Raw genomic sequence first — 24,495 nt, forward strand, 5'->3', positions numbered from 1 at the left:
TACCGATGATCTAAGAGCCAACTTTGCATAGTCAAAATAAGGCGTATGGAAAAGTTGAACAATGATATAAACAGTAAAGTAACTGCCGCCTCTCTCTTGGTCGCATTGGGTATTATTTATGGAGACATCGGAACAAGTCCATTATATGCCTTGAGGGCAGTTATTGGTGAAAGACCTATCGAACCCATCTTAGTTTATGGAGGAGTTTCCTGTATCTTCTGGACTCTGGTGCTTCAAACCAGTATTAAATATATCTGGCTAACCTTAAAAGCAGATAATGAAGGAGAAGGTGGCATTTTTTCGTTATATGCCCTGGTAAGACGATATGGAAAAAAATTAGTTATCCCAACTATTTTAGGCGCCACTACTTTGCTCGCAGATGGCATTATTACTCCGCCAATATCCGTTGCTTCGGCCATCGAAGGTCTTGGAATGGTTAAGGGATTAGAAAACCTTATTGTACCGGGAAACGGTTTAAGTATCGGAATAGTGGTTTGTATTCTTTCTATTCTGTTTTTCTTTCAACGATTTGGCACCCAAATAATTGGTAAATTCTTTGGACCGATCATGACTGTCTGGTTCACTATGCTGTTAGTTGTTGGTATAAGCCAAATTATACATTTCCCGGATGTTCTAAAAGCATTAAGCCCGTACTATGCTTATGAATTACTTGTAATATATCCCCATGGGTTCTGGTTATTGGGTGCAGTTTTTTTATGCACAACCGGAGCTGAAGCATTATACTCAGACCTGGGACATTGCGGCATCAAAAACATCAGGATTACCTGGATTTTTGTTAAAACAAGTCTGGTAGCTTGTTACCTTGGTCAGGCAGCCTGGATGATGCATCAGGAGCAATTTACATTGAATGGCAGAAATCCATTTTATGAAACTATACCTGATTGGTTTTTACTGCCCAGCATTGGTATTGCTACAGCAGCTACTATTATTGCTTCTCAGGCCTTAATCAGCGGAAGTTTTACATTGATTAGTGAAGCAATAAACCTGAATTTTTGGCCAAGAGTAACGGTAAAGCAACCTACTGAAACCAAAGGCCAGATTTATATTCCAAGTGTCAACTCAATTCTTTGGTTTGGTTGTGTTCTAATGATTCTATACTTCAAAGAATCGGGACATATGGAAGCAGCCTATGGCTTTTCAATCACCATTACAATGATGATGACTACCCTGCTATTAAGCTATTTTCTTTTTTACAAACTCAAATGGAACCGGTTTTTAGTATTTGGATTATTGCTCTTATTTGCAACAGTTGAAACATCCTTTTTTATAGCCAATGTGGCTAAAATTAAAGAGCGCTGGATGTTCCTGTTCTTCGAATTATTTATTTTCTCAGTGATGTATGTGTGGTACTACGCCAGAAAAATAAATAACCGATTTACAAAATTTACTGACCTCGGAAAGCACGCACCTCTAATTAAAGAATTGGGAGAAGATAATGCCATACCTAAATTTTCAACTCATTTGATTTATCTGACTAAAGCAAATAACAGGCATGAAATCGAAGAGAAAATTATCAGATCCATTTTTGCAAAGAAACCTAAACGTGCAGATGTCTATTGGTTTCTTCATATCAACCGGACTGAGCATCCCTATACACTTTCTTATGATGTTTCAGAACTTATTGACGATAAACTCATCAGAATTAATATCAACGTGGGCTTCCGGATTCAGCCAAGAACAGAACTATACTTCAAAAAAGTGGTTCAGGATTTGGTTGCAAGTAAAGAATTGAAATTACATATCCGACCGGATGGTTCAAGCAAATACAATAATGAACCCGATTTCAAATTCGTGGTCATAGAAAAATTCCTTTCGGTAGAAAACGAATTCGCATTGAAAGAAGGTTTACTTCTTAACTCCTATTTCTTCCTAAAACGTATGGGGCAAAGTGATGAAAAAGCATTTGGCTTAGACAAAAGCGATGTAGCGATAGAGCAAGTACCACTGATTTATCAACCCAGTAACAATATCCCAATCAAAAGAAATAGCGACGTTTCCTAAGGTTCGGATTAGTTAATCAGGAATTTTTTTAAATTAAATGAGTCTGAATAAATTTGAGTAAAAGGTCAGGCCAGAAAAAATCAAAACAACCAATTGAAAAGAATATTATTGACCGTTTTAGTCTTTCGGACTGTAAGTTTATTTGCCCAGGATGACTCGCTAAAAAATCTGACGTTTAGTGCTTATGCTGAACTATACTACAGCTATGACTTTGCGAAACCCGCAAACCATGAAAAACCGGATTTTATATATAACCACAAAAGACATAATGAGATAAATGCAAACCTTATTTTGCTTAAAACAAATTATTCGGGCGCAAATGTACGGGCAAATTTGGGTTTAATGGCCGGGAATTATTCCAGATACAACCTAAGTTCGGAGCCGGAATGGGCCAGACACCTGTATGAAGCTAATATTGGAATTAAATTATCAAGGGGGCAAAACTTGTGGTTAGACGCAGGTATTCTACCTTCCCATATTGGATTTGAGAGTGCGATAAGCGCCGACTGCTGGAACTTAACAAGAAGTATTCTAGCCGAAAATTCTCCTTACTACGAAACAGGGATCAAACTAGGCTATTCCACAAAAAAAGGAAATCTCAATCTGACATTTTTGGTTTTAAACGGATGGCAAAGAATTAAAAAACTGAATTTAGTTCAAAAGCCATCCTTGGGGATCCAGATAAACTATAAGCCTTCTGAAAAATTGCTCCTGAACTACAGCAATTTCACGGGGACAGACATTCAGAATAATTTCAATGCATTACGAACTTTCCATAATCTGTATATGCAATTTGAGGTGAGTAAAAAAGTCGGGATGATAGCCGGTTTTGATATTGGAAGAGATAAATACAACAGTACCGATTATGGAATATGGTATTCACCGGCATTAATTATGAGATATTCGGCCAACGAGCGGGTTAAACTGGCCATCCGGGGAGAATATTACAACGATAAGAACCGGATCATTATCGCAACAAATAACCTTTATGGTTTAAGAGTATCAGGCCTTTCGGGTAATTTCGACTATCAAATAAACAAAAAGCTTCAGTTCAGGATCGAAGGCAAGGTCTACCATGCAGGGGAAAGGGATTTTAGTAACAATTCAGCTGAAAACTATTCTCTTACTACGAATATGACCATTAAACTCTGATACAGAAATGGCTCTTGGCGCTCATTACCAGCCTTTCTTTATTTTTTAATGACTGTTTACCTATTCAGCTCTGAATTCAGAACAATTATTTACATTTTAATTTATCTTACCTTTATTAAAATCTAAAGCCAATTCTTATGTTTTTAATTATCATTGGAATATTTGCCATTATTGCCAGTTTTTTTATGGCCTCTCAGGATGGCCCGGCAGCACGATTCAGTACTATCACCCGTATTGGAGCGGTCATATTAGTAATCATCGGTGCATCCTTATCGATGTTCAAAGTGGTCGAATCCGGCGAAGTTGGCGTTAAAACACTTTTTGGAAAAGTTAATAATGATGTTTTGTATAGTGGTTTGAATATTGTAAACCCCATGATGAAAGTGACTACTTTTGATGTAAAAACCCAAAATTATACTATGTCCGGGGTGAATGATGAAGGCCATAAAGTTGGCGATGATGCTATCAGGGTTCTTTCGGCCGATGGTCTTGAAGTGATCATTGATCTCTCGGTACTATTTAAAGTTAAGCCCTCTGCTGCACCCGAAATTCTTCGCACCATCGGTACAGATTATCTGGATAAGATCGTTCGACCAATTGCACGTACAGCCATTAGAGATAATGCCGTTTCTTATGATGCTGTGGCACTTTATTCAAGTAAGCGAGATGAATTCCAGAATAAAATATTTAATACAATCAACAAAAGTTTTACTAAACGCGGACTAGAGCTTGAGCAGCTGCTGGTCAGAAATATTACTTTACCCGCATCGGTAAAAACGACCATTGAGTCAAAAATCAATGCAGAACAGGACGCCCAGAAAATGACCTTTGTACTCCAAAAAGAAAGACAGGAAGCAGAACGAAAACGAGTTGAAGCGCAGGGTATCGCAGATTACCAACGCATCTTATCTACCGGATTGAGTGATAAGCAGCTCCAATATGAAACCATTAAAGCTCAGAAAGAGATTGCACTTTCACCAAACACGAAGGTAATCATCATTGGAAACGGCAAAAATGCTCCGATCATACTGGGAGGGAATTAATTTATCAGGATATTTAAGGATGAATTTCAAATTTCCGGATTCTCAATAAACTGATAAGGAAGATCACCATTCATAAAAATTAATCAATAAGATACTTCATAAAGTTTATAACAGGAATATCGCTTTAAATTACAATTAAACAATACCGGGCATAGAAAATCCAGATCCTTTTTTTACCTCATTTAAGTCCTCCACAGCAACGTACAAACTGCCTGATCGCTTCCTACTCATTGATGAAAGTAAGCCTCATCCTCTGTGCCTGCTTGCGGCAAAGCAGTTACAGGAATATCTGAAAAATCAATATGAATGGAACCATAACTTTGGTCTGATACCGGGGCAGGAAGGCGCAATAATCGGTAAGATGTTCGGTGTGCTTGCGGTCATGAATTCAGAAAATGAAATCGGCTTCCTGGCTGCATTTTCAGGTAAACTGGCAGGAGGGAATCATCATTCAGGATTCGTCCCCCCTGTATTTGACAGTCTGAGTGAAAATAGTTTTCTGAACATCGGCATGACCGAACTAAGCCACATTAATCAGGAAATCAAAAATATCCAAAAACTAAAAGAAGAAGGGTTTCAGGAAAGGGTTAACCGGCTAAAAAATTTAAGAAAACATCATTCGGTTTTATTGCAGACCAAACTTTATAACAGCTATGCTTTTTTAAACCAATATGGAGAAGAGAAAAGTCTGAATGAATTATTTAAAGCCGCATCTTACAAGAATCCGCCTGCGGGAGCCGGCGAATGCGCTGCACCCAAGCTCCTTCAATACGCATTTGAACAAAAAATGAAACCGCTGGCTCTTGCTGAGTTCTGGTGGGGACAATCGCCAAAATCTGAGCACTGGAAGCATAAACATTTTTACCCATGCTGCAAAGAAAAATGTGAACCCATTCTTACTCATATGCTGCAGGGATTAAAGCAGGAATGATGAAAAAACAGTACTTTTAGTGTGTTCTATGAGTCTCAACAGAAATTCCGGCAGATGAATAAAATTTTAGTGTTTCTCTTCTTCACTATGCACACCGGAATACTTTTCGGACAAAAAGATTCACTGAAAAATTTATCAGTCAGCGCTTACGGAGAATTTTACTACAGCCGCGATTTCTCAGATTCAAAGAGTACAGAAAAACCAAATTTCATATACAATCATAAAAAGCTTAATCAGCTTAGCGCAAATCTGCTCCTTGTAAGAGCTAAATATGATAATAAAACCTTAAGGGCCAATCTCGGATTAATGGCAGGTGATTATGCCAAATATAACCTCAGCTCTGAACCTGAACTAAGCAGGTATTTATATGATGCAAATATTGGTATTCGCTTATCAGACAAAAATAATATTTGGCTCGATGCCGGAATTTTTCCGTCCCATATCGGATTTGAAAGTGCAATCAGTGCCGATTGCTGGACATTAACCAGAAGTATTCTGGCTGAAAATTCACCTTATTATGAAAGCGGAATTAAAATGTCTTACACCTCAGATTCAGAGAAACTGAACCTTGCATTTTTGATCTTAAACGGCTGGCAAAAAATCAGAAGACCCGATCTGATTCAAAATCCATCTTTTGGATTGCAGCTTAATTACAGAATATCAAACAAATTATTATTTAACTACAGCAATTTTACCGGAAGAGAAAGGCTTAATGATATCAAGTCCATTCGGAGCTTTCACAATTTATATCTGCAGTATGACCTCGGAACTAAAGCAGGTCTGATTGCGGGTTTCGACTTTGGAACTGATAAATTCAATCCCGATGAGCATGGAATCTGGTTATCGCCGGTACTCATCGTAAGATATGAGATAGTTAAGAATCTAAGTATGGCAGCCCGTGCAGAACTGTATCAGGATAAAAAACAAATTATCATCCCAACGAATACAGCTGGCGGATTTAATGTATCCGGATTTTCCGGTAATATCAATTATCAGATTAATGAAAAAATACAATTTAGAGTTGAAGGTAAATTGTACAGCTCTCCTGACAGGATTTTTGACAATAATTTAAACAGGAACTATAATATGACCACAAGCCTTAGTTTTAAAATATAACCGGAACAGTTATAAATGATTATTAATTTGCTCTGATGAAAAGGAATTTAAGTCTGATTTTGGCAATAATTACATGGTTTGCAATAATTACGGAGTATATTCTTTTCATGGAGATTCGTATTGTTTCTGCACTTGAACTAAGTATTCGATTTTTAAGCTATTTTACCATTCAAACACATCTTATGGTAGCAATCCTGCTAAGCTACCGTGTGCTGAAACCTAAAGAACCCTCAAATAATCTATTAAACAAAGCCGGAACATTAACTGCTCTCACGGTTTATATTACGGTTGTTGGAGCTGTTTACCAGATTATGCTACGGCCCGTCTGGGACCCTCAGGGCATGTTCAGAATTGCTGACGAATTACTTCACTCTATCATCCCGCTTGCATTTATTGCTTACTGGTACCGATTTGAAGATCACACAAAAGTTCAATGGAGGCAATTTTCATACTGGCTCATCTTTCCCTTTATCTATTTGATTTATACGCTCATTCATGGTTATCTATCGGGATACTACCCTTATCCATTTGTCAATGTTAGTGAAATCGGGCTGCAAAAGGTATTACTGAATTCACTGGCATTGCTTTTTATATTCACATTCTTGTCGCTGGCTTATATCTTTATCGGAAAACGAAGTATAAAAGAAAACTGATATGGAAGATATCCTCCGATCAAATATGGAGCGAACTATCGCTCATCCAATCAGTGATGAAGAATTTAAACTCTTCTCCGGTTTCTTCTTTGAGAAATCATTCGATAAAAGAGCAATTCTCGCAGAGGAAGGAGAACAATGCAAATATGTATACTTTATACTGAAGGGCTCTGCTTATTCCTATATACTGAATGAGCATGGCGATAAACATGCAGTTCAGTTTGCTTTGGAAGGTTATTGGATAACTGATCATTACAGCTTCTTCTCAGGCAGGTCTGGTATCTACACCATTGAAACTCTTGAACCATGTACTGTACTTATTTTGAATCATGAGAAATATGAAAAGATATGCAGTATTAACCATGCGTTTGAGCATTACTTTCATAAGTTGATTCAAAATGCCTTTATTTCACTGCAATACCGTCTGGCAAAGACCAATAGTGAGGATGCTGAACATCGTTACAAAGAATTTTCAAAATTACACCCTTCATTCGTTCAGCGTATTCCTCAATACCTGATTGCATCATACCTTGGAATTAAACCGCAATCACTAAGCCGCATCCGAAAAGAGATGAGCCAAGAAAAATAAAACTGATTTCCATTTATTAACCTATGTGAACGAACGTCCACCTGACTTGACGGAACTTTGTATCGTCAAACAAGACATATCACATTAAAAAATGGAAAATTTAACAAATTGGGTATTAGACCCTACACACAGCGAAATTATTTTCAAAGTAAAACACTTAATGATCACCAATGTTAAAGGTGAGTTCAGAAACTTCAATGCCAGCATTGTATCTGAGGGATCAGATTTTAGCAAAGCAAAAGTGCAGGCTAAGATTGATGCATCTTCCATCTTCACCAACAATTCAGACCGTGATGCCCATCTTCAAAGTGCAGATTTCTTTGATGTGGCCAATTTTAAAGAATTAAACTTCGAAGGAACCTCATTCAACAAACTGGATGAGGATAATTACCAGCTAAGAGGTATTCTGACTATTAAGGATGTATCAAAAGAAACAACATTTGATGTAGAATTCGGTGGATTAGTACAAGACCCTTATGGAAATCAAAAAGCTGGGTTCTCATTAAGCGGAAAAATTAACCGTAAAGACTGGGGATTGAACTGGAATGCAGCCCTGGAAGCGGGTGGAGTAATGGTCAGTGAAGAGGTAAGAATCAACGCAGAAGTACAGTTTGTAAAACAAGCATAATTTATATCCTCATCCAATATAGAATTTAGACAGATGCCAGTGAATTTCACGGGATGAATAAAATACAGGAATCATGAAAAAACTAGAAGACAAAGTCATTGTAATTACCGGTGCCGGTATGGGACTGGGATTAGCAACTGCCATTGAGGCTGCAAAAGAAGGGGCAAAACTTAGTCTTATCGACTATAATGCAAAAGCTTTGGACGATGCCAGGTCAAGCATACAAAAAGCTTATCCTGAGACAAAAATTTTAACAATTGTTGCCGATGTTTCAAAAGAGGAAGCAGTAAAGGCCTATGTCGATGAAACAGTGAACGCTTATGGAAGTATTGATGGATTCTATAATAATGCCGGAATTGAAGGCAAGCAGGCTCTTTTAACCGAATATGATCTGGATGTATTCAAAAAAGTGGTAGACATTAACCTGATGGGGGTTTATTACGGTATGCGCTACATCATCCCGGTTATGCAAAAACAGAACTATGGCCGCATTGTAAACGTGGCATCCGTTGGCGGGATACGCGGGGTTATGAACCAAACTCCCTATGTTGCAACCAAACATGCAGTTAGCGGAATTACCAAAAACGCAGCTCTGGAATACGGCAGATATGGTATCTTAACCAATGCCATTGCTCCGGGAGCGATTCTTACACCAATGGTTGCAGAAGCTTTCAGAGAGATCAATCCAGCTGATCCGAAAAAAGCAGAAACTGAATATGCTCAGTTTAACCCTACAAAACGTTTGGGCTTACCTGAAGAGGTGGCTAAACTTGTTGTATTTTTAATGAGTGAAGATTGTTCTTATGTAAGCGGACAAACAATAGCCATTGATGGCGGACAATCAAACAGTTACGGTTTTGTTTAATTTTATAATAAAAAACAATGAAAACAGTACTTCATAAGGCCAATACACGTGGTGATGCAAATCATGGATGGCTGCACAGCAAACATACCTTCAGTTTTGCGGGATATTACAATCCGGAACGAATGAACTTTGGTGCGCTAAGGGTATTAAATGACGACAGCGTAGATGCAGGAATGGGCTTTGGTGCTCATCCTCACGACAATATGGAAATTATCTCAATTCCTTTGGAAGGCGATCTGGAGCATAAAGACAGTATGGGTAACAAGACTGTGATCAGAAAAGGTGATGTGCAGGTAATGAGTGCCGGAACAGGAATCACACACAGCGAGTACAACAAAAACTCTGATAAAGCTGTAAAATTCCTGCAGATCTGGGTATTCCCAAACAAAAAGAATGTACAAGCACGTTACGATCAGATCACATTAAATCCGGACGAACGTCACAACAAGCTGCAGCAGATTCTGAGTCCTGATCCTGAAGATGCCGGAGTATGGATTCATCAGAATGCCTGGTTTCATTTAGGTAAACTGGAAAAAGGATTCAATACAGAATATGCTATTAAAGGTGCGGGAAACGGCGTTTATGCTTTCATTCTAAGCGGAGATGTAAGCATCAATGATCAAAAACTAAATACCCGCGATGGTTTTGGCATCTGGGATACTGATAAATTCACAATCAATGCCGATTCGGATGCAGAAATTCTGTTGATGGAAGTACCTATGTCCTGAACAACAAAATAAGACCTGTTATGTCAACAATTGAAATGATCATCGAAGAACGCGCAGCCAGTATTGGAAACTTTCTGGTGGGGCGTTTACTTCCTTTCCGCGAAAAGAGGATGGTGGGGCCGTTCATTTTCATCGACCATATGGGGCCGGTGAAAATGTCTGAACGCGAAAATTTTGATGTACTTCCACATCCTCACATCGGGCTATCCACTCTTACCTTTCTTTTTGAAGGCAGCATTATGCACCGTGATAGCCTGGGAAATGAACTCGAAATCAGGCCCGGAGCAGTGAACTGGATGACAGCCGGAAAAGGAATTGTCCATTCTGAACGTACCCCTGACTATCTTCGTCATTCTGAAAAACACATGCACGGACTTCAGATATGGGTAGCCCTTCCAAAAGATCTTGAACAAATGGAGCCAGAGTTTTTTCATATTGACAGCACACAAATCCCATCCTGGACAGAAGATGATATCGATTTTAAACTCATAGCAGGTGAGGCAATGGGTAAAAGATCTGCAGTTCCTGTATATAGTAAATTGTATATGATCGAGATTAAGAGCCGCAAACGGCAAACCGTCAGAATTGGTCACGAGCTATATGGAGAAGCAGGAATGTATATCCTTGAAGGTAGTGTTGAAAGTGATGGAAATATCTACCAGCCTAAACAACTTTTAATTGCAAAAGACAGCTCACTTTGCGAATTTGTTATGGAAGCAAATTCAGCTATTTATCTTTTCGGAGGGGAGGTTTTCCCTGAAGAACGTTTTATCGACTGGAATTTTGTAAGTAGCAGCAAAGCAATACTTGCTGAAGCACGCGAAAAATGGATTGCCCAAAATTTCCCTAAAATAAAAGGAGAAGAAAATGAGTTTGTTCCCTACCCATCACGAATCAAAAAATAAATTTTATGGCCTCTGTTAAATCACATATTGGTAAAGATCTCTACAAAGTAAAGATTGAGTCGCCTGGTGGCAACGTAGTTATCGCTGATGAACCTGTTTCATCAGGAGGACAGAATACCGGCTTTTCTCCATTTGAACTTCTGGGCGCTGCACTGGCAGCCTGCACATCAGCTACCCTGCGTATGTATGCCGACCGGAAAGCATGGGACTTGCAGGAGGTGAATCTGGAAATAGAGGTAAAACAGAACGACACCAGAACCCAGACTGATATCTCAAGAAAAATTGAACTCACAGGTAATCTGACTGAGGAGCAAAGAGCAAGATTAATTGCTGTAGCCGAGGCCTGTCCGGTTCATAAACTGCTGATGAACCCTATTGAAATCAGCACTGCAGAAGTAAAAAACTGATCGTATAAAGAAATTTATCTGCGATTTCAATCGAATTATGAATATTAATCATTTTAATGTAAAAATGTATATCTTTATGAAATGTAATATTTTCGTTTCAATTAAACCTTTTGAGTTTTACAGAACGGCGTTATTATTTTCAATAAAATATTCTAACATTTTGTGGAGTCAGATAAGACCAAAAAGTTTACCGCTATATTATTGGACAAGAGATTTGTAGTCTCTCTATTCATTACAATTGCGCTGATCACAGGAGTAAAGCAATACATCCGTGGTTCTTACAACAATTACAAAATCTTTAAATACACTTTCCAGCACAGTTTGGAGGAAAAACCCTTGTATGAAGAATACCCTTCTGAATACAGGGACTCTAATCACTATGGCCCTGCTTTTGCATTGGTTATTGCACCCTTTGCATTGCTTCCTGATGCTTTTGGAACATCGTTATGGAACATTGCCAATGTGCTGATTCTGTGCATGGGTTTTTACAGTCTTCCATTACCGTTGAGAACACGATCCATTATTGCTTTACTATGTGCGCATGAAGCTCTGGTAGCACTGCTTAGCTTTCAGTTTAATGTAGGTCTTACAGGACTGATCATGCTTAGTTTTTCTTATATTATTAGTAGAAATGAAACAAAATCAGCATTTTCTATCGCATTAGGCTCACTGATTAAACTTTACGGAATTGTAGGTCTTGCATTCTTTTTCTTCAGCAGGAATAAAGTGAAGTTCATTATCTCAGGATTAATCTCAGTTTTTGTTTTGCTGATCCTTCCTGTGTTTATTTCTTCTCCTGAATATGTAATCAGGTCTTATTCAGACTGGTATATCTCGTTAACAGAAAAAAACATGCATAATGTCTCTCTGACATCTATGCAGGATATTTCATTTATGGGAATTGTACGCCGGGTGATGCAGGATGCCAGCATTCCGAATCTTCCTTTTCTTGCCGGCGGATTAGTTTTGTTCCTTTTGCCATATACAAGAATCAGCCAGTATCAGTTTACAAGCTTCAGGTTGATGCTTTTAGCCTCAGTATTAATCTTTACGGTAATCTTTAGTTCCGGATCCGAATCACCTACCTATATCATTGCATTTGCAGGAGTTTCTATCTGGTTCATGACTCAGCCTTCTCAAAAAAATAAAGGAATACTGTCCCTGTTCCTCTTTGCTTTTTTACTGACCAGTATGTCGCCATCAGATCTGTTCCCGAAGTTTATCCGCAATGAATATATCCGGCCTTACTCATTAAAAGCATTACCATGCGTGCTCATATGGTTCACTATAATCTTCCAGATGTTAATCACTGATTTTAAAAATTACAAAAATTATGCTGCCGGATAAGTTAATCTCGATCGTTATTCCTGCATTCAATGAAACTGAAAACATCCCCAGAATTGTTGATGCGATTGATAAGCTGTTCAGGACTATTCCACACAACTATGAGATCATTCTGGTAGCTGATGGCTGCACGGATAATACCATGGAGACCATTGAAAAACTCACTGAAACAAATAAACAGGTATATTTCATCGAGCTTTCCAGAAATTTTGGCCATCAGCTTGCCCTTAAAGCGGGTCTGGATCATGCAAATGGCGATTGCGTAATCAGTATGGATTGCGATCTGCAACACCCTCCGGAAATCATTCCTGAATTGTTAGCAAAATGGGAATTAGGATACGAAGTTGTTTATACCATCCGTCAGGAAGATAAAAAACTTCCGATGGGGAAACGCATCACTTCTAACCTGTTCTACAAATCCATGAATAGCCTTTCAGATGTGGAAATCGAAACCGGATCAGCTGATTTCAGGCTATTGGACAGGAACGTGGTTTCTGTTATCAGAAATTTTCATGAAAATGAACCCTTCCTGAGGGGATTGGTAAAATGGGTAGGATTTAGAAATATTTCGATCCCGTATTACCCAAATCAGCGATTCTGTGGTAAAAGCAAGTACAGTTTAAATAGAATGATCAAATTCGCTTTGCAAGGTGTAACTTCATTTTCTGTCAGACCACTTTACGGTGCAATTTACCTGGGTTTTATTTTCTCGATGTTATCTGTGATGTACCTGCCTTATGTTTTACATGCTTTTCACAGTGGAAAAGAAGTTTCAGGATGGGCCTCCATTATCATGACCATTGTTTTTTTTGGCGGCTTAAAACTGATTATTCTCGGAATCATCGGCATATACGTTGGTAAAATGTTTATGCAGGTAAAAAACAGGCCTAATTATATAATCCGTTCAACAAATCTTAAACAATAATCGATTTGGTTTTGTTAAGTTTCGATATTGAAGAATTTGATATGCCATTTGAATATGGCAGGGAAATATCTTTCAGCGATCAGATTAAAATTTCAGAACAAGGAACTAATTACATCCTCGATATTCTGGACAAACATCATGTAAAGGCTACCTTTTTCAGCACCGTGGTATTTGCTCAGAATGTTCCTGAACTTATCCGGAGGATTGTAGAAGGAGGACATGAACTTGCTTCACACGGTTATTATCATTCAAAATTTGAGTGTGAACATCTAAGATCATCCAGAATTGCTCTGGAAGAAATTTCCGGAAAGGAAATCAAAGGATACCGCATGGCGAGAATGATGCCTGTAGATGAGTTTGAAATAAGTAAGGCAGGATATCAATATAACAGTTCCATCAATCCAACCTGGTTACCGGGGAGGTATAATAATCTTGCCAAACCCAGAAGCATCTATGAACAGGCAGGCATCCTGCAGATCCCTGCATCAGTTAGTCCATTACTGCGTTTCCCTTTATTCTGGCTGTCATTTCATAATCTGCCTTTAAAAATATACTTGTGGCTTGCCCGCAAAACATATGAAAAAGATGGTTATCTGAATATCTATTTTCACCCCTGGGAGTTTACCAACCTGAACGACTCTGAGAAATTTGGCTTTCCGGGATATGTCAGCAGAAATTCCGGAATAAAGATGATCGAAAGAATGGACTCTTTTATTACAACCCTGAAATCTGAAGGATATAACTTCAGTTCTATTTCAGATTATTTATCTTTTCATCAGATAAACAGGGCTAAAAGTTGAGTTGGCATCTGATACCTTAATTAATTCGCTCTAATTTTTCCTAAGTATTTGTGTTTTAATCAAATTCTCGTATCTTTGCAGTCCCTATTTTTTTAGGGGAAGAAAAAATAAATTATATCATTTAAATTCAAGCAAGTGAATACGTTAAGTTACAAAACTGTCTCTGCCAACAAAGCGACCGCCAACAAAGAATGGGTAGTTGTTGACGCTCAGGGCGAGATTTTGGGGCGCTTGTCTTCTAAGATCGCAATGATCATCAGAGGAAAAAACAAGTCATCGTACACCCCACACGTAGACTGCGGAGATAATGTGATCGTTATCAATGCAGACAAGGTTAAACTGACAGGAAACAAATTTGCTGAAAAGCAGTATGTTTCTTACACCGGTTATCCTGGAGGTCAGAAATTCATTTCTCCTAAAGAGTTAATGGCAAAGCATCCTACCCGTGTGGTAGAGAAAGCTGTACGTGGTATGTTACCTAAAAACAGTTTGGGCCGTGCATTGTACAAAAACCTGTTCGTTTATGCAGGTTCAGAGCATCCGCATGCAGCACAAAATCCTAAAACCATTAAACTATAATTAGAGAAATGTCAACAACTAACACTTCAGGAAGAAGAAAAACAGCAGTTGCCCGCATTTATCTAACAGATGGAAGCGGCAAGGTTACCGTGAACGGTAAAGATTACAAGGAATATTTTCCAACATTGCCATTACAATATATCGTTATGCAGTCAGTAGAAGTTGCTGATTCTGCAGGTAAATTCGATGTTATTGTAAACGTTGCAGGCGGTGGTGTTAAAGGACAGGCAGAAGCTGTTCGTTTAGCTATTGCTAAAGCAATTGTAGAGCTTGACCCAGAGAAGAAACCTTCATTGAAAGCTAAAGGACTTATGACCCGCGATGACCGTATGGTTGAGCGTAAGAAACCAGGTCGTAAGAAAGCCCGTAAGAAATTTCAATTTAGTAAACGTTAATCTCAGGAGGATCAGACAATGGCAAGAACAACATATCAGGATTTATTGGATGCAGGTGTACACTTTGGTCACCTTACCCGCAAGTGGGATCCGAAAATGGCTCCGTACATTTTCATGGAACGCAATGGCATCCACATTATAGATTTAAATAAAACTTTAACAAAATTAGAAGAAGCTGCTGCTGCGATCAAACAGATCGTAAAATCAGGACGTAAAATCTTATTTGTTTCTACAAAGAAGCAGGCTAAAGATATCGTAGCTGAGCAGGCACGTTCTGTAAACATGCCTTACGTAACCGAGCGTTGGTTAGGTGGTATGTTAACTAACTTTGCTACAGTTCGTAAATCAATCAAAAAGATGTCTAACATCGATAAGATGACTAAAGACGGAACATTTGATGTATTATCGAAAAAAGAAAAATTAATGATTCAGCGTGAGCGTATCAAATTAGAGGCACTTCTTGGAGGTATCGCTGATCTGAACCGTTTACCGGCTGCATTATTTATTATTGACGTTAAGAAAGAGCATATCTCTGTTGCTGAAGCGATGAAATTAAACATCCCTACTTTTGCAATGGTTGATACCAACTCTGATCCGTCAAACATCGATTTCCCTATCCCTGCAAATGACGACGCAACCAAGTCGATCACTTTGATCACTGACGTTATCATGAAAGCTATCCACGAAGGTTTGGAAGAGCGCAAGCGCGAGAAGGAAGAAGAAGCAGACAAAGAAGCAGCTTCTGCAAAAGCAAAAGTTGATACTGAAGGTCAGGACGAAGCAGCTGCACCTAAACGTGCACGTAAAACTGCAAGTGCTGAAGGCGCAGTTGAAGCTGAAGCTAAAAGCGAAGAGTAATCCCACCCTTGCGATTCGTTCGCAATGACAATCAAATTTTAGTTTAATAATATTTCAGCCCCCTTTTTCAGGGGGCTGAATTAAAAAGGAAATAACATGTCTACAGTACAAATTACTGCCGCAGATGTAAATAAATTACGCCAGCAAACCGGTGCCGGTATGATGGATTGCAAAAAAGCATTAACCGAAGCTAACGGTGATTTCGAAGCAGCTATTGATTACCTTCGTAAAAAGGGTGCTAAAGTTGCTGCAAGTCGTCAGGATCGTGAATCAAATGAAGGTGTTGTTATCGCAAAAACTACCGCCGACGGAAAACGTGGTGTAATTGTTGAATTCAACTGCGAAACTGACTTCGTTGCAAAAAATGCCGATTTCGTTGCATTCGCAAACAGTATCGCTGATCTTGCAATTGAGAAAAACCCTGCTTCTCTTGAAGAACTGGTTAATCTTGACCTTAACGGCGAAAAATTAGCTGATAGCATCATTTCTCAAACCGGTAAGATCGGCGAGAAAGTTGGCGTATCAAAATACGAAAGCATCACCGGCGAGAAGGTTATCGCTTATATCCATGGAAACTACCGCTTAGGTGTATTGGTTGCTTTAAGCTCCAACCCGGCAAGTGCTGAAGAAATTGGAAAAGACGTAGCTATGCAAATTGCTGCTATGAATCCTGTTGCCATCGATAAAGGTGATGTTGATTCCAAGACTATCGAAAGAGAACTTGAAATCGCTAAAGATGTAATTCGTGCAGAAGGTAAACCTGAAGAAATGGTTGAAAAGATCGCTGCAGGTAAACTGAATAAATTCTACAAAGATTCTACCCTCCTGAATCAGGAGTTCGTAAAAGACTCATCTAAAACTGTTGCCCAGTTTTTAAATGATGTAGAAAAAGGCCTGACCGTAACCGCATTCAAGCGGGTTCAGTTAGGAGCATAATATTGATACTTTGAAATCCTCTCCTTTTTGGAGAGGATTTTTTTTGCCTGAAAATTCCTGAGCTATGAACCTGACATGATTAAAATAATCATCAAAGGCTCCATCTGACAAATAAAAACAAGAAAAATAAACAGATGAAAACTGCACTGATAAACGCAACAATATTCACCGGGGCAGAAAAACTGGAGCATAAAGCCCTTCTGATTGAAAACGGGCTAATATCCTCAATTACAGATATTTCAGAGGTGCCTTCAGACTTTCAGGTTAACAACCTTTCCGGATTAACAATAGCCCCTGCCTTACTCGACCTTCAGATCTACGGAAGTGGAGGAAAACTATTCGGTGCCCTTCCGGATGTTGATGGTCTGGAACAAATGGAAAAAGATTTACTCGCTCAGGGAACCAGTGGTTTCTTTGCAACATCTGCAACCAACAGTGATGAGGTAGTGATCAAAGCCATTGATGCCGCAAAGGAATATCGTAAAAAAGCAAAAGGAAACTTTCTGGGGCTCCATCTTGAAGGACCGTACCTTAATGCTGTGCGAAAAGGCGCACATCCGGAAAAATTTATTAAAAAAGCAAGCTTAAACGAAATCAGAAGCTGGGTTGAACGTGCCGAAGGTGAGATCAGAATGATGACTATCGCGCCTGAGTTGCAGGACCGTGAAATTATGGATTATCTGCAATCTGAGAATATTATTATTTCAGCGGGCCACAGTAATGCTACATATGAAGAAGCTATAGATTTCTTAAATAATCCTGTACAGACCTGTACCCACCTTTTCAATGCAATGCCTCCATTGCACCACAGAGACCCGGGATTAATTGCAGCCATATTCAAGGTTAAGCCTTATGCAAGCATTGTGGCTGACGGGGTGCATGTAAGTTTCCCAATGATCGAACTGGCAAAACGCGAATTAGGCGGGCACCTGTTCCTGATAACAGATGCAGTTACCGAAACAAACCTGGGTGAATATCAACATATATTCAAAGGCGATCGCTATGTAATGCCCGACGGAACCCTGTCAGGCTCATGCCTTACCATGCTGAAAGCTGTTGAAAATTGCGTAATAAAAGCAGGAATACCATTGGATGAGGCATTACGAATGGCATCCACATATCCTGCAAAACTGATGAAAGATAATAAACGCGGCTTACTTAAGCCCGGATACAGAGCAGATATCATCGTGATAAACAATGATTTGAAGCATCACAGCACTTACTTTTCAGGCATTCTGAACTAAAATAAATTAATAACTTTACAAAAAATCACTTCATGAAGTACAAACGTATCCTGTTAAAATTAAGTGGCGAAGCATTAATGGGCGAAAAGCAATACGGAATTGATATTGACCGTGTTGCACAATATGCCAAAGATATTCACGCCGTGCATGCTAAAGGAATAGAGATCGCGGTGGTGATTGGAGGTGGTAATATTTACCGCGGACTTAGCGCAGAAAAAGCAGGAATGGATCGTGTACAGGCTGATTATATGGGTATGCTGGCAACCGTAATCAACAGCATGGCACTTCAGGATGCATTAGAGAAAACAGGAGTAAAAACACGCTTGCTTACTGCAATCAAAATGGAGCAGATTTGTGAACCTTTTATCCGCCGCCGGGCAGTGCGTCACCTTGAAAAAGGAAGAATTGTAATATTCGGTGCAGGAACAGGAAATCCTTACTTCACCACTGATACCGCAGCTTCATTAAGAGCAGTTGAGATCAATGCAGATGTGGTTATGAAAGGAACCAGAGTTGATGGTATTTATACTGCAGATCCATTAAAAGATCCGGAAGCAAGCAGGTATGATGAGATCACATTCTCAGAAGTATATAAAAAGAATTTGAATGTAATGGACATGACCGCATTCACCCTGTGTCAGGAAAATAACCTTCCGATCATCGTATTTGATATGAATAAACCGGGGAACTTCATGAAGCTTGTTGAGGGTGAGCCAATCGGGACACTGGTAAAAGGTTAAACCGGAATTCAGCAAGCTTAAAATCTGAAATAGCAGGATTTTAATTATTTTTACTGATCGAACAGACAGATTATGAACGACCTTATAAAGAAACAATTAGATGACGCTAAAGCTCATATGGAAAAAGCCATTGAGTTTTGTGATGGCGAACTGGTTAAAATTCGTGCTGGAAAAGCAATGCCAAGTATGCTTGATGGTATTTATGTAGATTATTATGGTACTGCAACTCCATTAAATCAGATCGGAACAGTAAATACACCTGATGCACGGACTCTGGTAGTACAGCCATGGGAAAAATCAATGATATCTGCGATTGAAAGAGCAATAATGGAAGCAAATATTGGTCTGAATCCGCAAAATGATGGTTTAGTTATCCGCCTGAATGTTCCCCCGCTAACTGAAGAGCGTCGTAAAGACCTGGTGAAAAAGGTGAAGGAAGAAGCTGAAAAAGGACGTATCGCGGTGCGCAATATCCGTAAAGATGCCAACGAAAAGATCAAGCGTACCAAATCAGAAGGAGTTTCAGACGACGAGATCAAAGGTGGTGAAAACGAAGTGCAAAAATTAACTGATAGTTGTATTTCCAGAATTGACCGACTGATGGAGGCCAAGGAAAAAGATATTATGACTGTCTGATCTTATATAAGACAAGAGGAAAAGGGAATAGGATAAATGCTTATTCCCTTTCTTTTTTAGAACAAACAAAAATGAAATTACTGGCCGAATATCTGAAGAACTATACCGGATTGATTTTGTTTGCCTTATTGCTGGCAGCTATTAATCAGATCTTTTCTTTGCTTGACCCATGGATTTTTCGCAAGATTATAGATACCTATGTAACACGTTATCAGGAATACAGCACTGAAGAGTTCTTTAAAGGAGCCGGACTACTGATATTAGCAGCAATGGGTGTTGCAATGGTTTCGCGAATCGCGAAAAATTTCCAGGATTATTATGTAAATGTGATTACTCAACGTTTAGGAGCTAAAATTTACTCCGACGGATTGGCACATTCACTTGAATTACCCTATTCAGTATTCGAAGATCAGCGTAGTGGTGAAACTCTGGGTATTCTTCAAAAAGTTAGAACTGATACCGAGAAACTTATTACTGCACTAATAAATATTGTATTTACCTCTCTGGTAGGTGTCACTTTTGTATTTGTTTATGCCATCAATATTCATTGGTCGATTGCCGTGGTTTACATCTCGGTTATTCCGATTCTTGGAACTATCAGTTCGGTACTCAGCAAGAAGATTAAAGTGGTTCAGAAAACAATTGTCAGCGAAACTACCGCCCTGGCCGGGTCGACAACGGAATCGCTGAGGAATATCGAACTGGTAAAAAGTCTCGGACTTTCAAGTCAGGAAATCAAACGGCTGAATAATACTACCGATAAAATATTAAAACTCGAGCTTAAAAAAGTTAAATATGTGAGAAGCCTTAGTTTTATTCAGGGAACTTTGGTTAACCTTCTTCGTAACCTGATACTATTATTGATGCTCTATCTGATATTTGCAGGCAGAATCAGTGTCGGAGAATTTTTCTCATTATTTATCTATTCCTTCTTCATTTTCGGACCTTTGCAGGAACTGGGAAATATCATCAATATCTACAGAGAGACAGAAGTATCACTGGAAAATTTCAAAGCGATATTAAACACCCCCAAAGAACAAAAACCGGCCAAACCGGCCAAATTAAATCATATTAACAGTCTGAAATTTGACACAGTAAGCTTTAAGCATCAGTCGGCCAGACGTAATGCTCTTGAAAATATTTCTTTCGAAACGCATAAGGGGCAAACTATTGCCTTTGTTGGTCCATCAGGGTCAGGCAAAACAACACTGGTAAAACTATTAGTGGGGCTATACCAGCCTATCAGTGGTAAAGTACTTTACAACGATGTCTCAGCAACAGATATTGATCTAGATGAACTCCGCGAAAAGATTGGTTTCGTAACTCAGGACACTCAGTTGTTTTCGGGTACTATCCGCGAGAATCTTTTGTTCGTACGCCCTGATGCCAGTGATGAGGAATGCATGAAAGTACTCCACAGGGCAGCATGTCAAAACTTATTGGCCAGAGCAGATAAAGGTCTGGACACAGTTATCGGTGAAGGGGGCGTAAAAGTATCGGGAGGGGAAAAGCAGCGTCTTTCCATTGCAAGGGCATTACTGCGTCATCCAAACATTCTGGTATTTGATGAAGCCACTTCAGCTCTTGATTCGATAACAGAGGAGGAAATTACCGAAACAATACGTGATGTGTCGGTGATCAGTGATCATATTACCATTCTGATTGCACACCGCCTTTCAACTATTATGCACGCCGACAAAATTTTCGTACTGGAAAAAGGGCATATTATTGAATCAGGAAGGCATGAAGAATTGCTGGCAGAAAAAGGTCTCTACTATGCTATGTGGCGACAACAGATCGGTGAAAAATTCAATACATAAATCTGCGGATTTATGTATATTTAATATAATTCTGATTTAAAAATCTCCGGTATGATGACAGATTACACTTCAGGTTTTGGTTTCTGGGAATGGCTAATGCTCAGTTTTGCAGTAATCGTACTATTTCTCATCATTCCATTTGCAATCTTAGATACTCTAAAATCAAAATATCTCAGCAGCGGACAAAAATTTCTCTGGATCCTGTTTATTCTGATTGCACCTTATCTGGGAGCTGTGATTTATCTGTTCTGGGGACGTAAACAAAAAGCACTATGATTGCATTGGCCACACTTCTTTTTATCGGTGGAATATTCCGTTTATTTTTTGGGATTTTATGGGTTGTACTTATTGTTTACACCTTAATGGATTTACTGAAAAGTAATAAACCAGGCAATACAAAATTGCTCTGGCTAATAGTGATACTGATTGCTCCGATACTGGGATCAGTTCTTTACTTTGCGTTAGGTAAAACAGACAGGATCTAATCCCTGTTAATCTGTTTGAGGCCCAGCGGCACCAGCTTTTTAGTTTTCAAATAGGTAAAGAATACAATAAGTAAAGTCATAGTACCTCCAAAAAGAACCGATGGTATTGTTCCCATCAGCTTTGCTGTAGCACCTGATTCAAATGCTCCGATCTCATTGGATGAATTTATAAACATTCCGTTTACAGCTGATACTCTGCCACGCATTTCTTCAGGAGTAAGAATCTGCAAAATAGTGGATCTTATTACTACGCTGACACTGTCAAATGCGCCTTCAAAAAACAGACATAAAAGAGAAAGATAAAAATTTCTGGAAAGGCCAAAGCAAATGATAGATAATCCGAACCCTGCCACCGCAAACAACAGGTTCCTCCATGGTTTATTCATTGGCGGATATTTTGCCATAATAAACATGGTAATTACCGCCCCAACAGCCGGTGCTGCCCGCATAAATCCCAGACCCTCAGAACCAACCATCAGTATATCGTGAGCAAAGACTGGCATTAAGGCAACTGCACCTCCAAAAAATACAGAGAACATATCAAGGCTCAGTGCACCCAGGATCATTCTGTTATGAAATACAAATTTGATCCCTTCAGCAAGGCTTTTAAATATATTCTCCCTCGGAACAAAGTGCGGGGGATAATTTTTAACAAAAAACACGATACACACTAAAGCAAGAGCCATAAAACTTACAATAACTGTGAAGCAAGCCGTAATTCCGCTGAAAGCATACAGCAAGCCGCCAACTGCCGGTCCCAAAATAGATGCCACCTGCCATATTCCGCTGTTCCAGGTCGATGAATTTGCATAATGCTCTTTAGGGATAATCTGAGCCATTAATGTAAATGCCGTTGGTGAGTAAAAACCCCGCGCTAATCCGACAAAGAAAATCATCAGATACATAATCAGAATCACTGTAGTTTGCCCTAAAAGTTCCAGCCCCTCAGGTGTGGTAACCATCAATAGTACAAATGAAGAAAACAGCATCGCGAGGATGATCCAAACCATGAGCTTCTTTTTATCCGACTTATCAGCAATATAGCCACCGTATAATGTCACTGTAATTGAGGGAATAGCCTCTGCAAGACCAATTAGACCCAAAGACAATGGATCTTTCGTCAGCTGATAAATATGCCAGCCAACTACAACTGCCTGAACCTGATAGGCAAAAGTAAAAAGGAAGCGCATCGCCAGATAGGAACGAAACTCCGGAAAACGCATCGCAACGTAAGGGTCCATGACAGCCTCTGCCGGCCTGTTATCACTCATTTATTCAAAATTAACATTTTACTCAGACTATCGGGCACCGTACTGATCAATCAGATAAACCATTGAAGTCATTGCTGCCGCACCCAACTCCAGCTCCCGTTTATTTACATTCTCAAATACATCGTTACTTGAATGATGAATATCAAAGTAACGCTGGGAATCGGGATTAAATGCCATGAGAACAGTATTGGGAAAAATACGCAGCGGGCCAATATCAGCCCCGCTACCCCCGCCCTCAATATCTGCTGCTTTATATGGTTTGAATAGCGGTATCCATTTTGAAATATGAGCAAGTCCGGCAACATTTTCAATAGTAAAGCCTCTCGGAGTAAAACCACCCTCATCAGACTCAAGGGCAGCAATATGCTTCTCATTATTTTGCTTTGCTATCTCAGCATATTTCAATCCCCCACGCAAACCATTCTCTTCATTCATGAACATTACCGCTCTGATGGTATGCTTGGGCCGAATATTCAGCGACCTGAAAATCCGGAGTACTTCAACCGATTGCATCACTCCGGCTCCATCATCATGTGCACCTTCAGCCAAATCCCATGAATCGAGATGCCCACCTACAGTGATGATCGCCTCAGGATCTTCGCTTCCACGAATCTCACCAATCACATTGTAGGAAACAGCATCAGGAAGGGTTCGGCAATTCTGCTTAAAATAAAATTGTATTGCAGGTAGTTTACGAAGTTTTAACTCCCGGCTTAACAATTCAGCGGCTTTGGTACTGATTGCAGCGGCAGGAATCTTGGTAACCCCATCCTGATAACGCATACCCCCGGTATGAGGAAAGTCATCGATAACAGTCGACATGGAACGAACAATTACGCCAACAGCACCCAGTTTTGCAGCCTCGACAGCTCCATTACTTCGCTGATCAACAGCAGCTCCATACGCTTTAAAAGTGTCAAAATGCCTGGGATCGAAAGGACGGTTAAAAAACACAATCTTTCCTTTTACAAGCTGCTCCCCCAATGCTTTCAGTTGATCAAAATTTTGAACTTCAATGATTTGAGCAGTGATACCCGATACCGGACTGGCAATTGATCCGCCCAAAGCTGCAATTGGAACCGGAATCTTTGTCCTGCCTTCAATTATCCAGGCCGTTTCCTTTACACCACGCTCCCATACAGGCACCATCAGCTCCTGCAGATAAACCCTGTCAAAGCCATATTCTTCCATTAACTTCTTTGTCCATTCCACAGATTTTTGGGCATTAACAGAACCACTAAGCCTCGGTCCAATCTTTTTGCATAAATATTCCAGATTCTTATAGGTATGACCAGAGGCTAAGGCCTCATCATAGATCCTGCGAACCATAATTGAATCCTTGTTTTGAGCTTGTAACGAACTCACCAGAAATAATGCAGAAAACAGAGTCTTTAAAAATTTCATTCGTATAATTTATTGTTGT

Annotated in this window: 27 protein-coding genes; 25 read left to right on the forward strand and 2 right to left on the reverse strand. The window is 39.4% G+C overall.

Features of this window, described 5'->3' with window-relative positions:
* The first annotated feature begins 45 nt into the window (after positions 1–45).
* The 25 genes from P2W72_RS02130 (at position 46) to P2W72_RS02250 (ending at position 21,801) form a co-directional block, all read left to right on the forward strand.
* Positions 46–2,022 carry a KUP/HAK/KT family potassium transporter gene (locus tag P2W72_RS02130; protein WP_276359226.1) on the forward strand — a complete coding sequence of 659 codons (1,977 nt, stop codon included), beginning with the start codon at positions 46–48 and terminating at the stop codon, positions 2,020–2,022.
* Positions 2,023–2,115: 93 nt separating this feature from the next.
* A complete protein-coding gene (locus P2W72_RS02135; protein ID WP_276359227.1) occupies positions 2,116–3,174 on the forward strand; it encodes a porin in 1,059 nt (352 codons plus the stop codon).
* Positions 3,175–3,311: 137 nt separating this feature from the next.
* Positions 3,312–4,217: a prohibitin family protein gene (locus P2W72_RS02140; RefSeq protein ID WP_276359228.1), complete on the forward strand. Its 906-nt coding sequence runs from the start codon at positions 3,312–3,314 to the stop codon at positions 4,215–4,217.
* Between the two features lie 382 nt (positions 4,218–4,599).
* Positions 4,600–5,148 carry a hypothetical protein gene (locus tag P2W72_RS02145; RefSeq protein ID WP_276359229.1) on the forward strand — a complete coding sequence of 183 codons (549 nt, stop codon included), beginning with the start codon at positions 4,600–4,602 and terminating at the stop codon, positions 5,146–5,148.
* Between the two features lie 54 nt (positions 5,149–5,202).
* Entirely contained in the window at positions 5,203–6,264 is a 1,062-nt protein-coding gene (locus P2W72_RS02150; RefSeq protein WP_276359230.1) for an outer membrane beta-barrel protein, read from the forward strand.
* A gap of 35 nt (positions 6,265–6,299) precedes the next feature.
* Positions 6,300–6,917: a Pr6Pr family membrane protein gene (locus tag P2W72_RS02155; RefSeq protein WP_276359231.1), complete on the forward strand. Its 618-nt coding sequence runs from the start codon at positions 6,300–6,302 to the stop codon at positions 6,915–6,917.
* Between the two features lies 1 nt (position 6,918).
* Complete coding sequence (locus P2W72_RS02160; protein WP_276359232.1) at positions 6,919–7,506, forward strand: Crp/Fnr family transcriptional regulator; 588 nt, start codon at positions 6,919–6,921, stop codon at positions 7,504–7,506.
* Between the two features lie 91 nt (positions 7,507–7,597).
* Positions 7,598–8,134 carry a YceI family protein gene (locus tag P2W72_RS02165; RefSeq protein WP_276359233.1) on the forward strand — a complete coding sequence of 179 codons (537 nt, stop codon included), beginning with the start codon at positions 7,598–7,600 and terminating at the stop codon, positions 8,132–8,134.
* A 73-nt stretch (positions 8,135–8,207) separates the two neighbouring features.
* Positions 8,208–8,999: an SDR family oxidoreductase gene (locus P2W72_RS02170; protein ID WP_276359234.1), complete on the forward strand. Its 792-nt coding sequence runs from the start codon at positions 8,208–8,210 to the stop codon at positions 8,997–8,999.
* 17 nt (positions 9,000–9,016) lie between these two features.
* Positions 9,017–9,727, forward strand: a complete 711-nt coding sequence (locus tag P2W72_RS02175) for a pirin family protein (RefSeq protein ID WP_276359235.1) — start codon at positions 9,017–9,019, stop codon at positions 9,725–9,727.
* Positions 9,728–9,747: 20 nt separating this feature from the next.
* Positions 9,748–10,632 carry a pirin family protein gene (locus tag P2W72_RS02180; RefSeq protein WP_276359236.1) on the forward strand — a complete coding sequence of 295 codons (885 nt, stop codon included), beginning with the start codon at positions 9,748–9,750 and terminating at the stop codon, positions 10,630–10,632.
* Between the two features lie 5 nt (positions 10,633–10,637).
* Positions 10,638–11,039, forward strand: coding sequence for an OsmC family protein (locus tag P2W72_RS02185; protein WP_276359237.1), 402 nt, complete (start codon positions 10,638–10,640; stop codon positions 11,037–11,039).
* A gap of 201 nt (positions 11,040–11,240) precedes the next feature.
* The gene (locus tag P2W72_RS02190) at positions 11,241–12,386 is read left to right on the forward strand and encodes a glycosyltransferase family 87 protein (protein WP_276359238.1); all 1,146 of its coding nucleotides are present in this window, start codon (positions 11,241–11,243) and stop codon (positions 12,384–12,386) included.
* On the forward strand, positions 12,373–13,308 hold the full coding sequence (locus P2W72_RS02195) for a glycosyltransferase family 2 protein (RefSeq protein WP_276359240.1): 936 nt from the start codon (positions 12,373–12,375) through the stop codon (positions 13,306–13,308). The genes P2W72_RS02190 and P2W72_RS02195 overlap by 14 nt, the downstream gene beginning before the upstream one ends.
* Before the next feature lie 5 nt (positions 13,309–13,313).
* Positions 13,314–14,108, forward strand: coding sequence for a polysaccharide deacetylase family protein (locus P2W72_RS02200; RefSeq protein ID WP_276359241.1), 795 nt, complete (start codon positions 13,314–13,316; stop codon positions 14,106–14,108).
* A gap of 135 nt (positions 14,109–14,243) precedes the next feature.
* Positions 14,244–14,687, forward strand: coding sequence for a 50S ribosomal protein L13 (gene rplM, locus P2W72_RS02205; RefSeq protein ID WP_276359242.1), 444 nt, complete (start codon positions 14,244–14,246; stop codon positions 14,685–14,687).
* Positions 14,688–14,695: 8 nt separating this feature from the next.
* Positions 14,696–15,082: a 30S ribosomal protein S9 gene (gene rpsI, locus P2W72_RS02210; protein ID WP_276359243.1), complete on the forward strand. Its 387-nt coding sequence runs from the start codon at positions 14,696–14,698 to the stop codon at positions 15,080–15,082.
* Positions 15,083–15,100: 18 nt separating this feature from the next.
* Positions 15,101–15,940, forward strand: a complete 840-nt coding sequence (gene rpsB, locus P2W72_RS02215; protein WP_276359244.1) for a 30S ribosomal protein S2 — start codon at positions 15,101–15,103, stop codon at positions 15,938–15,940.
* A gap of 96 nt (positions 15,941–16,036) precedes the next feature.
* Positions 16,037–16,876 (forward strand): translation elongation factor Ts, encoded by an 840-nt coding sequence (gene tsf / locus P2W72_RS02220; RefSeq protein WP_276359245.1) that lies wholly within the window; start codon positions 16,037–16,039, stop codon positions 16,874–16,876.
* Positions 16,877–17,010: 134 nt separating this feature from the next.
* Positions 17,011–18,120, forward strand: coding sequence for an N-acetylglucosamine-6-phosphate deacetylase (nagA, locus tag P2W72_RS02225; protein WP_276359246.1), 1,110 nt, complete (start codon positions 17,011–17,013; stop codon positions 18,118–18,120).
* A gap of 32 nt (positions 18,121–18,152) precedes the next feature.
* Positions 18,153–18,860, forward strand: coding sequence for a UMP kinase (pyrH, locus tag P2W72_RS02230; RefSeq protein WP_276359247.1), 708 nt, complete (start codon positions 18,153–18,155; stop codon positions 18,858–18,860).
* Between the two features lie 72 nt (positions 18,861–18,932).
* On the forward strand, positions 18,933–19,496 hold the full coding sequence (gene frr / locus P2W72_RS02235; RefSeq protein ID WP_276359248.1) for a ribosome recycling factor: 564 nt from the start codon (positions 18,933–18,935) through the stop codon (positions 19,494–19,496).
* A 71-nt stretch (positions 19,497–19,567) separates the two neighbouring features.
* The gene (locus tag P2W72_RS02240; protein ID WP_276359249.1) at positions 19,568–21,316 is read left to right on the forward strand and encodes an ABC transporter ATP-binding protein; all 1,749 of its coding nucleotides are present in this window, start codon (positions 19,568–19,570) and stop codon (positions 21,314–21,316) included.
* Between the two features lie 51 nt (positions 21,317–21,367).
* Positions 21,368–21,592, forward strand: a complete 225-nt coding sequence (locus tag P2W72_RS02245) for a PLDc N-terminal domain-containing protein (RefSeq protein ID WP_276359250.1) — start codon at positions 21,368–21,370, stop codon at positions 21,590–21,592.
* Complete coding sequence (locus tag P2W72_RS02250) at positions 21,589–21,801, forward strand: PLDc N-terminal domain-containing protein (RefSeq protein ID WP_276359251.1); 213 nt, start codon at positions 21,589–21,591, stop codon at positions 21,799–21,801. The genes P2W72_RS02245 and P2W72_RS02250 overlap by 4 nt, the downstream gene beginning before the upstream one ends.
* Here P2W72_RS02250 and P2W72_RS02255 read toward each other — a convergent pair.
* Both P2W72_RS02255 and P2W72_RS02260 read right to left on the reverse strand, forming a co-directional pair.
* Complete coding sequence (locus P2W72_RS02255) at positions 21,798–23,072, reverse strand: MFS transporter (RefSeq protein ID WP_276359252.1); 1,275 nt, start codon at positions 23,070–23,072, stop codon at positions 21,798–21,800. The genes P2W72_RS02250 and P2W72_RS02255 overlap by 4 nt on opposite strands.
* Before the next feature lie 27 nt (positions 23,073–23,099).
* The gene (locus P2W72_RS02260; RefSeq protein ID WP_276359253.1) at positions 23,100–24,476 is read right to left on the reverse strand and encodes a M20/M25/M40 family metallo-hydrolase; all 1,377 of its coding nucleotides are present in this window, start codon (positions 24,474–24,476) and stop codon (positions 23,100–23,102) included.
* Positions 24,477–24,495 lie beyond the last annotated feature (19 nt).

Origin of the sequence: Daejeonella sp. H1SJ63 (assembly GCF_029360775.1) — a bacterium.
Lineage (GTDB): Bacteria > Bacteroidota > Bacteroidia > Sphingobacteriales > Sphingobacteriaceae > Daejeonella.